This window comes from Erwinia sp. 2186 (assembly GCF_057812255.1).
Window position 1 is genome coordinate 2953661 of record NZ_CM173824.1, and the last position, 13270, is coordinate 2966930.

A 13270-nucleotide genomic window follows, 5' to 3' on the forward strand; every position below is an offset into this window, starting at 1 on the left:
AGGGGGTCACGTCCCGTGCCTGGAAATGGCCGGAGAGCGTGACCCCATTGTTGCTTTAGCGTCGTGCCAGCGCCGCCGCGTTTTTACCGGCCAGGATACCGAAGATAATGATATCGGCCACGGCGTTACCGCCGATACGGTTTGCACCGTGGATACCGCCAACCACCTCACCCGCCGCCCAGGCACCTTCTATCACCTGTTTCTGCGCATCCAGCACCGCGGTGTCCGGATTGATGGTCACGCCACCCATGGTGTGGTGAACCCCTGGGGCAATGCGGATAGCGTAGAACGGTCCCTGATTCAGTGGATGACGCAGCGCGGTTTTACGGCCAAAGTCTTCATCATCCTGTTTTTCAACAAACAGGTTGTAGCGTTCCAGCGTCGCCAGCAGCGCATGGAGATCCATGTTCAGCTTAATCGCCAGCTCCTGCGGTGACGGTGCGCTGATCACAAAGCCCTTGGCGATATACTCGTCGGCCGCTTTGTTATTCAGGCGAACCTGCTCATCGAAGATCACCCAGGCACTTTTCTCCGGCAAGGCGATGATTTCGGCGGAGACTTTGTCGCGGGTTTCCATCTCATTAAAGAAGCGTTTGCCCGCCTGGCTCACCAGAATCGCCCCACCACCACGAATGGCTTCGGAAATCAGGTAGGAGGTGGTCTGCTCCACGGTTGGGTGGATTTGGATCTCGCCCATATCCACGGTATCGGCACCGATTTTCTGCAGCATGGCGATACCGCTGCCGGTGGCGCCGGCATGGTTGGTAGTGACGAAGCCATCCAGTTCAGGACGGTATTTCACCACCATCTCGCGGTTGGCGCTGAAGCCGCCGGTCGCGACAATCACGCTTTTGGCATTCAGGATGCGGGTGTCGTTGTATTCATCGACCACCTTCACGCCTTTAACCACACCGTTCTCAACCAGAATGTCCGCCACGGAGGTTTCCAGCAGCACTTCGATATCGCGCTTGTTGATGTTTTTCACCAGGCCGCTGATCAGGAAGCCGCCAACCGCAGACCGGTCAGCCGGACGGTGCGTACGGTCAATGCTCATGCCGCCGGTGATGGTGATATCGCACAGCTCAATTTCCTTGGCCGCCAGCCATTCAATCGCTTCTGGCGCCAGCTCAACGAACTCTCTCAGCAACACCGGATTGTTTTTGAATTTGCCACCCTTCAGCGTTTCGTCATAGAACAGGTCTTTGCTGTCCTCGATGCCTTTCAGTTTCTGGAAGCGGGTTTCTGCCGCGTTCATCCCGACTGACGCCTTGATGGTGTTGCCGCCGATGGTGGGCATCTTCTCGATGATCACTACGTGAGCGCCGTCGTCGCTGGCCTGAATGGCGGCGGCCAGGCCTGCGCCACCGCTGCCGATCACCACCACATCGTAATTCACCGGTGCCGCCGGGTTGCCGCCTTCCTCAATCACGTGCTCTTTACTGGAAGTGGCCAGCGCGCGGGAAACGGCTTTTTTCAGCGCTTCACTCTGGGTGGTCGCGCCGGTGATGGCGTCCACGTGCGGGCTGTTGGCGACCAGGATGCGGCTGCGCAGGCTCTCAAAGGTGGTGGTGAAGTCCACGTCCAGTGTGTCATCCGGCACCAGAATGATGTCGGTAATACGGTCGGTATCCAGCGTGACGTTGATTTTCAGCTTCAGCGCTTCCGCTTCCACTTTTTCCTGATAGACGCCGGCTTTGTATTTGCGGCCGGTGGTGCTGGTATCGCGGATCATCGCGTCGACCAGCGAGAAGCGCCACAGCGGCTCAGGAATGTTCAGCGCTTCACGTTTGTTGCTGTCGATATAGAGTTCAAGGTGTTCGTTGTTGGTAATGCGATCGGCCCAGTCGGGATAGGCGATGCAGGCCTTACCGATCGCCACCAGGTCAAAGCCATGTTCCAGCGCGCTTTCGGCATCTTCTTTATTCACTACGCCACCGACGCCAATCACCGGCACTTTGGCGAGGGTTTCAGAGCGCATGGCGATAAATTTGCTGATCAGCGGCGTCGGATCTTCACGGTCGACGATGGATGAGCGCAGCAGCTGGCCGACGGAGAAGTGCACGTAATCCAGGCCACGCGCGGCGAGCTTCTCCAGCAGGTACATGGTGTCATCGAAGCGAATGCCGGGAACTTCCAGCTCTTCTGGCGAGAAGCGATAGCCGATAATAAAAGAATTATCCGCGAAGCGTTCGGCCATTTTATGGGTGATTTCCAACACTTCCAGCGGGAAACGGGCGCGGTTATCGCGGCTGCCGCCCCACTTGTCGTCACGCTGGTTGGAGTTCGGGGAGTAGAACTGTTGGATCAGATAGGTGTTCGCGCCGTGGATTTCCACGCCGTCGAAGCCGGCTTTGATTGCGCGGTTAACGGCATCACCAAATTTGGTGATCATCACCTCCACGTCTTCCGCGGTCAGCGCCTGCGGCGTGGTGGCCCCTTCACGAGGTGCGGCGATGGCACTCGGCGCGACCGGCGTTCTGCCGCCAATCAGCTCAGGCTCAACCATTCGGCCGCCGTGGTAAATCTGCAGGATCGCTTTCGAGCCTTTGGACTTGATGGCATGGGCAATTTTGCTCAGACCGGAAATTTTGTTGTCGCTGTCGATAGCGATGGCGCCGGGGAAAGCCGGGCCTTTAGGATCGATAAAACAGCATTCCACGATCACCGTACCAATGCTGCCTGCACGGTCACGGTAGTACTCCACCAGCTCGCTGGTCACGGTGCCATCGTAAAATCCGGTACAGGTGGTCATCGGTGCCATCAGCAGGCGGTTTTTCAGCACCGCGCCGTTGGGCAGAGTCAGGGGATTCAGGATCGGGGTGAGAGTATGCATTATGATCAACTCCAAAATTTAAAAGTTTTGAATTCTGTCGCGGACGCGTTACTTTCCATTTAATTAAGTGGTCCGATGTGATGCAGTTAATATAACAATTTCTTTTCTTATATAACCGTTAATTTTAGTTATAAAACTTTTAAACGAACTGAAGTTGGATAATTGATGGCCATGCTTCAAATACCAACTTCAATTGTTAATCATTAGTAGTAAAAAATCAACCCTTCATTAACATACCAAATAAAACCATAAAAATCAGACACATAAAATCGTGGTGGATTTTTCAGGAAATTGAATCTACTGTCTTTAAGTTCAAGGCGATAGCGAAGATGTGACCGACTTTATACAGAAAACAGGGTTTTATTAAATTAATTACATTTTTATATTAATTTAAGGGTGGCGAGAATATTTTATTGATCCAGATCAAAATTAGCGTCACGGGTAAATCGCATTATATTCGCACGTTGTCATTAATATAAATATGAAGACGTAAGATAAGGAAGTGAAATTAACTCAAATGTCACGGTAAAATAGCTAAAGTAACGATTAAGAAACTAAAAAAAGTGGCTGTAGAAAAACCGGGGCGTTAAATCGCATTCTCCACAACTTGCAGACAAATACTATGAAAACGACATCAACTTTGAGTGAACCCGTCGCGGCACCTCCTGCCCCAGCGGGACAAAAAAAACGGCTGATTATGATGTTCCTGCCGGTGCTGGTCGCCGTGCTGCTACTCCTGACCCCAGTGCCTGCCGGGTTGGAACCCTATGCCTGGCACTTCTTTGCTATCTTCGTCGGTGTCATCGTCGGGTTGATCTTTGAGCCTCTGCCGGGTGCGGTAATCGGCCTGACCGGGGTGGTGGTAATCGCCCTGTTTAGCCAGTGGCTATTATTCAGCCCGGCCGAACTGGCCAACCCGAAATTTAAAATGGCCACCGAGTCATTTAAATGGGCGGTGAGCGGCTTCGGTAATTCCACCGTCTGGCTGATCTTCGGTGCCTTTATGTTTGCCGCCGGTTATGACAAGACCCAGTTTGGTCGTCGTCTGGCGTTGATTCTGGTGAAATATCTCGGTCGTCGCAGCCTGACGCTGGGTTACGCCATTACCTTCGCGGATTTACTGCTGGCGCCCTTCACCCCGTCCAACACCGCGCGCAGCGGCGGCACCATCTACCCGATTATTGCCAACCTGCCGCCGCTGTACGGTTCTAAACCGAACGACCCGAGCGCCCGCAAAATCGGTTCTTACCTGATGTGGGTAGCGATCACCGCCGCCTGTATCACCAGTTCGATGTTCCTGTCGGCCCTGGCTCCGAACCTGCTGGCGCTGGCGCTGGTGAAAAGCATCGTCGGTTTTGAAATCTCCTGGGGCACCTGGTTCCTCGCCTTCCTGCCGCTGGGCGTGCTGCTGATTCTGACCATGCCGTTGCTGGCTTACTGGTTCTACCCGCCGGAAGTCAAAATCAATGACGAAGTGCCGAAATGGGCAAAAGGCGAGCTGGAGAAACTGGGCAAACTGTCACGCAACGAAATTCTGCTGCTGGTGTTTGTCTGTAGCGCCCTGCTGATGTGGATTTTTGCCACCGCCTGGATTGAACCGGCCATGGCCGCGCTGCTGGTGGTGGTGCTGATGCTGTGGACCGGCGTACTGAACTGGAACGACATTACCAGCAACAAACCGGCCTGGAACACCTTCGCCTGGTTTGCCACCCTGGTGGCGCTGGCGGATGGTCTGGCACGCGTCGGCTTTATCGGCTGGTTAGGTAAAGAAGGCGGTCAGCTGCTGACCGGCATTGACCCACAGGTGGCGGCGGTGATGCTGCTGGTGGCCTTCTTCCTGCTGCACTACCTGTTCGCCAGTACCACTGCGCATACCACCGCGCTGCTGCCGGCCATGCTGACCATCGCCGCTGCCATTCCGGGCATCAATATGCCGGTCTACTGCCTGATGATGGTGACATCACTGGGTGTGATGGGGATTATCACCCCGTACGGTACCGGTCCAAGCCCGATTTATTACGGCAGTGGTTACCTGCCAACCAAAGACTACTGGCGCCTTGGCACCATCTTCGGCGCCATCTTCCTGGCGGGCCTGATGCTGATTGGTTATCCGTGGATGGTCATGATGTTCTGACCCGCTGCGGCCCCGGCCGCAGAAGCATGCAGATGTTGAATAATTGTTATATCATCTCTTCCCTTGCCGGTCTTAGCGGGCCGGCAAGCCTAAAACCAATAAGATGCTGTCGCCAATGATATTGCCTGTTGCTCACGCAGCAACGCGTCATTAAGTGAGAAAAAAATGTCGAATAAACCTTTCTACTATCAAAATCCCTTCCCGCTCGCCGCTGACGATACCGAATACTACCTGCTGACGGCGGATCACGTTTCCGTTGCCGAGTTCGATGGTCAGGAAGTGTTGAAGGTTGACCCGCAAGCGCTGACCGTGATGGCGCAGCAGGCCTTCCATGACGCCTCCTTTATGCTGCGTCCTGCCCACCAGCAGCAGGTTGCTGCGGTGCTGGCCGACCCGGAAGCCAGTCAAAACGACCGCTATGTGGCGTTACAGTTTCTGAGAAACTCGGAGATCGCCGCGAAAGGCGTTCTGCCAACCTGCCAGGATACCGGCACCGCGATCATCAGCGGCAAGAAAGGCCAGCGCGTCTGGACCGGCGGCGGTGACGAAGCGGCGTTATCCCAGGGCGTCTACAACACCTATATTCAAGACAATCTGCGCTACTCCCAGACCGTGGCGCTGGATATGTATAAAGAAATCAATACCGGCACCAACCTGCCGGCGCAGATCGACCTCTACAGCGTTGATGGCGATGAATACAAGTTCCTCTGCATCGCCAAAGGCGGCGGTTCAGCCAACAAGACCTATCTCTATCAGGAAACCAAAGCCCTGCTGAGTCCGGCGAAGCTGAAAGATTACCTGATCGGTAAAATGCTGACCCTCGGCACCGCTGCCTGCCCGCCATACCATATCGCCTTTGTCATTGGCGGCACCTCGGCAGAAAGCACCCTGAAGACGGTCAAACTGGCGTCCACTCACTATTACGACGGGCTGCCAACCGAAGGTAACGAGCACGGTCAGGCCTTCCGCGATGTGCAGTTGGAAGAAGAGTTACTGGTTGCCGCACAGCAGCTGGGGCTTGGCGCGCAGTTTGGCGGTAAGTATTTTGCGCACGATATCCGTGTGGTGCGTCTGCCGCGTCACGGCGCGTCCTGCCCGGTGGGCATGGGCGTCTCCTGCTCCGCAGACCGTAATATCAAAGCCAAGATCAACCGTAAAGGCATCTGGATTGAGAAGCTGGAAGACAACCCAGGCAAATATATCCCTGAGGAACTGCGCGAGCAGGGCGAAGGTGACGTACTGCATATCGACCTGAACCGTCCGATGAAAGAGATCCTCGATCAGCTTTCTCAGCATCCGGTCTCAACCCGCCTGTCGTTAAGCGGCACCATTATCGTGGCGCGTGATATTGCCCACGCCAAGCTGAAAGAGCGTCTGGATAACGGCGAAGGTTTGCCGCAGTACATTAAAGATCACCCGGTGTATTACGCCGGTCCGGCCAAAACCCCTGAAGGTCATGCTTCCGGTTCATTGGGCCCGACCACCGCAGGCCGCATGGATTCGTATGTCGATCAGCTGCAGGAAGCGGGCGGCAGCCTGATTATGCTGGCGAAAGGCAACCGCAGCCAGCAGGTAACCGATGCCTGTCAGAAACACGGCGGCTTCTACCTGGGCAGCATCGGCGGCCCGGCAGCGGTGCTGGCGCAGCAGAGTATCAAGAGCCTGGAGTGTGTGGAGTACCCGGAACTGGGTATGGAAGCCATCTGGAAAATCGAAGTGGAGAACTTCCCGGCCTTTATTCTTGTCGATGACAAGGGCAACGATTTCTTCCAGCAGATCCATCAGGAACAGTGCGCGAAATGCGTTAAGTAAGCTGGCCTGACCGGTGCCCTTCTCTTTCCAGAGCAAGGGCACTTTTTTTTGCCTGAACTAACTCAAATCCGCACCGTTACTGGCAATCACTTTCTGATACCAGTAGAAGGATTTCTTGCGGGTTCGCGCTAACGTTCCCTGCCCCTGGTCGTCACGATCGACATAGACAAAGCCATAGCGCTTGCTCATTTCGCCGGTGGACGCCGACACCAAATCGATGCAGCCCCATGAGGTATAGCCGATCACCGGAATGCCATCGGCAATGGCTTCGCCCATCGCTTTAATGTGCTCGCGCAGATAGCTGATGCGGTAGTCATCGACGATCTCGCCCTCAGGGGTAATCTCATCTTTGGCCCCGAGGCCGTTTTCCACCAGGAACAGCGGTTTCTGATAACGGTCATACATCATATTCATGGTGATACGCAGTCCGAGCGGATCGATGCCCCAGCCCCAGTCGCTGACCTGAATATGCGGGTTTTTCAGCGATTTCACCACGTTGGCGGCACTGCTGTTGTTCTCGTTCATATCAGCCGAGGCACAGCGTGAGGCGTAATAGCTAAAGGAAACGAAGTCGACGGTATTTTTCAGTAGCTCGCCGTCACCCTCTTCCATCTTGACGCTAATGCCTTTCTCGGCGAACAGACGACGGGTATAGGACGGATACGCGCCGCGCGCCTGCACATCAATAAAGAACAGGTTTTCGCGGTCTTTCTCCAGCGCGGCCCAAACGTCCTCGGGCTTGCAGGTCCGGGGGTAGAAGTTTCCGCCGGCCAGCATGCAGCCCACCTGGTTCTCCGCATTGACTTCATGGGCGATTTTGGTCGCCAGCGCGCTGGCCACCAGCTCGTGGTGCGCGGCCTGATATTTGACCTGCGCCGGGTCTTCACCTTCTTCAAACACCAGTCCGGCACCGGAGAACGGGCTGGCCAGCAGGATGTTGATCTCGTTGAAGGTCAGCCAGTATTTCACCAGCCCGTCAAAAGCTTCAAAACAGGTGCGGGCGTAACGGGCGAAGAACGCCACCATCTTGCGGTTACGCCATGAGCCGTATTCAGTGACCAGATGCATCGGCACGTCAAAATGGCACAGCGTCACCAACGGTTCAATGTTGTGTTTTTTGCACTCATTAAACAGATCGCGATAGAAGGCGATGCCGGCTTCATTGGGCACCAGCTCGTCACCGTTTGGATAGATGCGGCTCCAGGCGATGGAGGTTCTGAACACGGTGAAGCCCATCTCGGCCATCAGCGCGATATCGTCTTTGTAACGATGGTAAAAATCGATCGCCTGATGGCTGGGATAGAACTCATCCTCACGCAGCGCAACGCGCTTTTCTAATCCGACTTTGACCGCCAGACGATGCGTGCCATGCGGGATGACGTCCACCGTCGTCAGCCCTTTTCCACCTTCAAAACTTGCGCCTTCGGCCTGGTTAGCGGCTAATGCGCCGCCCCATAAAAAACCGTCGGGAAACTGTGTTGCTGACATGACTTTCCTCTCTATCAGGGTGTTTTTACGGCAAGGGACGCCGCTGGTACGGCATCACCCTGCTTACTCTGTGCGGTGCGCGGCGCGTCAACCGGGATATCCTCAAAGCCGAGCAGTAAGGTGGTAACAAACGAGACCACCACCGCCAGCACCATCACGCCGACCACCCAGACAATGCTCATCGGATTGGTGGGATCAAAGAACTGCACGCTGGTGAACAGGCCCGGCGAGGCCATTGAGTGACTGGCCAGGCCGCCAATTCCGGCCACGGCGCCGCAGATAAAGCCACTGATCAGACAGGCAATCAGCGGGCGCTTAAGGCGCAGGGCCACGCCGTACAGCGCGGGTTCGGAAATACCGGCCACAATGGCGGAAGCCGCCGCAGCCAGCGCCGTCTGGCGCAGCTCCGGGTTTTTGGTGCGCCACGCGACGGCCAGTGAGGATCCGCCCAGCGACAGGTTGGCACCGATTTCCGACGGCATTACCATGCCCTCTTTACCGGTTTCGGCAATGGTCTGAATAATGGTGGGGGTAAACACGCGGTGCATACCGGTCATCACCAGCAGCGGCCAGGCCGCGCCCATGATCGCCACCGACAGCCAGCCAAGGTAGCTGTGCACGGTATAAACCACGGCAGAGATCCCGGTACCTATCCAGATGCCCAACGGGCCAATCAGCACGATGGCGATGGGTGCGGCGATCAGCATAATCAGCATCGGCTTAAGGAAGTTTTTGGTGACCACCGGCGTGATGCGATCCACCCAGCGTTCGATATAGGACAGCAGCCAGGTCATGCACAGTGCGGGGATCACCGTGTAGGTGTATTTCACCGCCGTCACCGACAGGCCAATAAACTCCACTTTTTGCCCCTGGGCAGCCTTGGCCATCAAATCGATAAAGGCCGGATGCACCAGCACCCCGGCGATAGCGATGGCCAGCGACAGGTTGGTTTTAAATTTAACCGCCGCCGAAGCGGCAACCATCACCGGCAGGAAGAAGAAGGCGCCATCGCCGATAACATTGAGGATCACCAGCGTCGGATCGGCTTTGGTAAAGACGCCGGACATTTCCAGAATCATCGCCAGCAGCTTGACCATCGAGCCGCCGATAATCGCCGGGATTAACGGTGACATGGTGCCGATCAGCGCATCGAGAATGCCCGCGCCAATGCGCTTAAAGGAGAATTTCGTGTGGCTTGGGCTGGTCTCTTTTGCCGCGACGTCGGCGGGCAGCAGTTTCTGCACTTCGGCATAGGCCTGAGAGACGTTATTGCCAATGATCACCTGGCACTGGGTGTCGTTGCTTACCACGCCCATCACGCCGGTCAGTGACTTCAACACCGCCGTATCCACCAGGTCAGCATTAACAACCACGAAGCGTAAACGGGTCATGCAGTGGGTCACGGCGGCGATATTGTCCACGCCGCCAAGCGCAGCGACTATCGACTGCGCCAGAGGTGCAAAGTTCTTGGCCATCAGGGACTATTCTCCAGAATTCATAGGGTTAGGCGTTCAGGCTGCAGGAGCACGGTCTCTTGTTGGCCGTTAATCTGCAACGCTGAGAAAAATAGGTAACCGGTTTCACACGAGAATGTTCAACTCAGGACTAAACTTCAATCAATTTGTTAAATGGCGATCTGAATTTGTGACAGCGATCGTTATTAGCGGGTATTTCATCGCGTGGTCTGCAGAATGTGTAGAATGACGCTTCATTTTGACTCTTCCAGGAGGGGCCTGTGTCAACAATGCAGGAAGTGGCAGCCAAAGCAGGCGTCTCAAAGGCCACGGTTTCGCGTGTGCTTTCCGGTAAAGGCTACGTCAGCCAGCAGACCAAAGATCAGGTCTACAAGGCCATTGAAGAAGCCGGTTACCGGCCTAATTTGCTGGCACGCAATCTGGCCACCAGCAAATCAATGTGTATTGGCCTGGTGGTGACCAACACCCTGTATAACGGCCCTTACTTTAATGAACTGATCTCGCAGGCGGCCAAAAAGCTCGATGCCAACGGCCGCCAGCTATTGCTGGTGGATGGTAAAAACAGCGCGCAGGAGGAGCTGGAAGCGATTGATTTCCTGCACGATCTGCGCTGTGACGCGATCATCATCTATCCGCGTTTTTTATCGGTGGATGCGCTTGACCGGCTGATCGATAAAGACAATAAGCCGCTGATGGTGGTGAACCGTAAACTGCGCCAGCACCAGAGTCACTGCATCTCCTGCGACCATAAAGGCGCCAGCTTTAATGCCACCCGTTATCTGATTGAACGCGGTCACCGGCAGATTGCCTTTATCACCGGCTCGCTGGACTCCCCTACCGCGCTGGAACGCCTGTCCGGCTATAAGCAGGCGTTGGCGGAACATGCCCTGCCGGTCAGCGACGAGCTGATCGTGAGCGGGAAATGGTCGCCCGCCAGCGGCGCGGCCGCGGTGGAAACCTTGTTGAAAAACGAAACCATTTTTAGCGCCCTGCTGGCCAGTAACGATGAAATGGCGATCGGGGCGATGAAAAAACTCAATCAGGCCGGCATGGCGGTACCTGCCCAGGTGTCGGTAATGGGGTTCGATGACATCCCGACCGCCGCCTATTTGATCCCGGCCCTGTCGAGCGTTAAAGATCCGGTCAAAGAGATGGTCAACGAAGTGATCGGCCAGATCATTTCGATGCTCGATGGCGGCTATTTAGCCAAGCAAAACACCTTTTTCTCCGAGATGATCGTCCGGGATTCGGTCGCTGACGGACCTTTCCGCTAGCGGCGGGCGGCGGGCTCCCGGTCTGCCGCCGCCTGTTTTGGTGCATTCGCACTGCCATACAGCACGCTGTTCCTGCTTGTTATTTTCCCTGCCGCCAAGCCACTGTTAATTAACTGATTAATTTATAGTCAGCTCTGGCACAAACTTTGCAAAATTTAATTACTCGATTAATTAATCGGGTCCGTGCCAGATTTCGGGCAGGGTTATAACGACACCACTCCACAGGAGAAAAGTTATGACGGTTGATGACGCGATCGCGCTTTTCGATCAGCAGCGAGAGAAAATCTGGTTTGAGCAGCCCGCTGAAATTGCGGCGCTTGGCCGCGGTGAAGTACCACGCGGCACCGGTGCGCGCGGGCAGTATCTCAGCACCATTATTTTTGCCGAAGGCGAAGCCCGCACGCTGGCCGATGAGATGTTATGGGGCCTGATCCGCGTGGCGGAAGACCATCCAGACAGCGCAGATCTGAAAACCCTGCAGATGATCATCACCGAGATCATCGGTTACAAGGCCGACTTCTTTGACTTCGTCAGCCTGCCGGATGCCGCAAAGCTGCTGCACACTTATGTCCATGTGGCGGCCGAATGTCAGAGCCTGGACGAGCTGGTGCGCCTGTCGCATGCGGCCCTCTCCTGGGCCAACCGCCTGCATATGTGGGTCGACTTTATTCTTCCCTGGGGGCTGGGTGACGGCTTCCGCCGCGTCAAAGCCTGATACGCCTGGAGCAACGATGAAATTACAAATGACTGTGGCGGACGAGAAAGTCTGCGTGATTGAAGTGTGGGACGATAAAGTGCCGAATCTGTGCAACGTTTTGCGCGAAAAGCTGCCGATGAAAAGCATCCTGCAGCACGGTAAGTTGATTGGCGATATGGTGTTTTTCACCATGCCGATCGTCGCCCCGTGGGAAAACAAATATAAAACCGAAGACGTCGGCAAACTGCGCCGCGAGCAATACGGCAAGGTGACCGGCGCGGTCTGTTATTACAGCCCTCGTCAGCAGTTTTGCGTGGTGTATGGCGATGATACCGCCGATGAGCCGCTGCCAATTTCGTATATTGGTGAAGTGGTGGAAGGTGCGCTGGAACTGCGCGTGACCGGCCTGGAAACCTGGTTCGATCAGGGCCGGGTGGTGGAACTCAGTATTATTGGTTAAGGTTTCGGGCCGGGATCGCCGGCCCTTTATCCGTGCTTAAAATCAGCGCCGCGAATTCACCCCAACAGATCGCGCATCGCCTGCTCAATCTGCATTGACGCTTCCGCAACCCGACCCGGCGCGCCGGCACAGTGTCCAAACGGCGAATGGATCGGCCTGAACTCACCGCCAACCTGCTCGCACTCCAGCCGGCTCTCTTCCAGCGTAAAATAGCTGTCGGTGTCGCACGGCATGACGATGGTTCTGGCCGTAATCGCCTGTAATGCCGCGCTAAAATCCCCCTGGTAGTCGGGTAACTGCCCGATGTCGGCCTGCTGCCAACTGTAGAGCATCGCCAGCAAATCGTTGGCATCCCAGTTTTGATGATCGCTTTCCCAATACTGCAACAGCGCTTGCTGGCTGGCGAAGCCGAGCTGTTGGTAAAGGTGCTCGCGGAAGAACTGCGCCGAGTAAGCCCAACCGGCATAGACCCGGCCAAAGGCGGCCAGCCCTTTCAGCGGCGGAGAACGGTAATTTCCGCCCTGCCAGCTTTCATCCGCCTGTAGCGCGGCTTTTACCCCGTCGAGGAACAGATGATTGAGCGGCCAGCAGCGCGCCGTTCCGCACACCACCAGCAGGTTGCGCACCCGCGCCGGCCAGGCGGCAGCCCAGTGCCAGGCCTGCATAGCCCCCATCGACCAGCCGCTGGCTAAGGCAATCTGCGTAATCCCCAGCGTATTGATCAACAGATCGTACTGCGCCGTAATATTATCAATCAGCGTGACCGGCGGAAACTGGCTGCCTGGCTGCGTTTGCGAGTTACCTGGCGAGGTAGAGATACCGTTACCGAACATATTGATCAGCACAATATACCAGCGGGCCGGATCCAGCGCCTTGCCCGTGCCAATCAACGGCAAATAGCTTTCGTCGCTGCCGGTATAGTAGCTAAACAGCACCACGGCATTGTCCCTGGCCGCGTTCAGTTCGCCAAACGCGCGCCAGCCAATCATCGCGTCGTTGAGGACGCCGCCCTGCTGCAACGGCAGGTTGCCCAGCGGATGAAATCTCCGTTCGCTCATGTCCACTCTCTCCGTGACTATGATATGATTAATTAATCA

Annotated in this window: 9 protein-coding genes; 5 read left to right on the plus strand and 4 right to left on the minus strand. The window is 55.8% G+C overall.

The features are described from left to right. Positions 1–55: 55 nt before the first annotated feature. A complete protein-coding gene (locus ACXKZG_RS13610) occupies positions 56–2833 on the minus strand; it encodes a flavocytochrome c (protein ID WP_488875020.1) in 2778 nt (925 codons plus the stop codon). A 622-nt stretch (positions 2834–3455) separates the two neighbouring features. Here ACXKZG_RS13610 and ACXKZG_RS13615 point away from each other — a divergent pair. Both ACXKZG_RS13615 and fumA read left to right on the plus strand, forming a co-directional pair. After that, positions 3456–4967 carry an anion permease gene (locus ACXKZG_RS13615; protein WP_053145431.1) on the plus strand — a complete coding sequence of 504 codons (1512 nt, stop codon included), beginning with the start codon at positions 3456–3458 and terminating at the stop codon, positions 4965–4967. A gap of 165 nt (positions 4968–5132) precedes the next feature. After that, a complete protein-coding gene (fumA, locus tag ACXKZG_RS13620) occupies positions 5133–6779 on the plus strand; it encodes a class I fumarate hydratase FumA (protein ID WP_346598409.1) in 1647 nt (548 codons plus the stop codon). Positions 6780–6836: 57 nt separating this feature from the next. On the opposite strand, the gene ACXKZG_RS13625 is transcribed toward fumA, so the two are convergent. Together ACXKZG_RS13625 and ascF are read right to left on the minus strand one after the other, a co-directional pair. After that, positions 6837–8267, minus strand: a complete 1431-nt coding sequence (locus ACXKZG_RS13625; protein ID WP_488875021.1) for a 6-phospho-beta-glucosidase — start codon at positions 8265–8267, stop codon at positions 6837–6839. A gap of 14 nt (positions 8268–8281) precedes the next feature. Continuing rightward, the gene (gene ascF, locus ACXKZG_RS13630; protein WP_488875022.1) at positions 8282–9742 is read right to left on the minus strand and encodes a PTS cellobiose/arbutin/salicin transporter subunit IIBC; all 1461 of its coding nucleotides are present in this window, start codon (positions 9740–9742) and stop codon (positions 8282–8284) included. Positions 9743–10002: 260 nt separating this feature from the next. Between ascF and ACXKZG_RS13635 the strand changes: the two genes are divergently transcribed. The 3 genes from ACXKZG_RS13635 (at position 10003) to ACXKZG_RS13645 (ending at position 12173) form a co-directional block, all read left to right on the plus strand. Continuing rightward, entirely contained in the window at positions 10003–11016 is a 1014-nt protein-coding gene (locus ACXKZG_RS13635; RefSeq protein WP_488875023.1) for a LacI family DNA-binding transcriptional regulator, read from the plus strand. A 235-nt stretch (positions 11017–11251) separates the two neighbouring features. Then, entirely contained in the window at positions 11252–11731 is a 480-nt protein-coding gene (locus tag ACXKZG_RS13640; RefSeq protein WP_013201756.1) for a cucumopine synthase-related protein, read from the plus strand. A 16-nt stretch (positions 11732–11747) separates the two neighbouring features. Further along, the gene (locus ACXKZG_RS13645; protein WP_013201755.1) at positions 11748–12173 is read left to right on the plus strand and encodes a DUF3830 family protein; all 426 of its coding nucleotides are present in this window, start codon (positions 11748–11750) and stop codon (positions 12171–12173) included. 56 nt (positions 12174–12229) lie between these two features. Here the strand turns inward: ACXKZG_RS13645 and ACXKZG_RS13650 are convergent, their stop codons facing one another. Beyond that, positions 12230–13231 carry an alpha/beta fold hydrolase gene (locus ACXKZG_RS13650; protein WP_488875024.1) on the minus strand — a complete coding sequence of 334 codons (1002 nt, stop codon included), beginning with the start codon at positions 13229–13231 and terminating at the stop codon, positions 12230–12232. Positions 13232–13270: the final 39 nt, after the last annotated feature.

Coding starts and splice junctions, on each gene's coding strand:
- ACXKZG_RS13645 (WP_013201755.1), top strand. CDS start 11,748: ATGAAATTACAAATGACTGTGGCGGACGAGAAAGTCTGCGTGATTGAA.
- ACXKZG_RS13650 (WP_488875024.1), bottom strand. CDS start 13,231: ATGAGCGAACGGAGATTTCATCCGCTGGGCAACCTGCCGTTGCAGCAG.
- ACXKZG_RS13625 (WP_488875021.1), bottom strand. CDS start 8,267: ATGTCAGCAACACAGTTTCCCGACGGTTTTTTATGGGGCGGCGCATTA.
- ascF (WP_488875022.1), bottom strand. CDS start 9,742: ATGGCCAAGAACTTTGCACCTCTGGCGCAGTCGATAGTCGCTGCGCTT.
- ACXKZG_RS13610 (WP_488875020.1), bottom strand. CDS start 2,833: ATGCATACTCTCACCCCGATCCTGAATCCCCTGACTCTGCCCAACGGC.
- ACXKZG_RS13640 (WP_013201756.1), top strand. CDS start 11,252: ATGACGGTTGATGACGCGATCGCGCTTTTCGATCAGCAGCGAGAGAAA.
- fumA (WP_346598409.1), top strand. CDS start 5,133: ATGTCGAATAAACCTTTCTACTATCAAAATCCCTTCCCGCTCGCCGCT.
- ACXKZG_RS13615 (WP_053145431.1), top strand. CDS start 3,456: ATGAAAACGACATCAACTTTGAGTGAACCCGTCGCGGCACCTCCTGCC.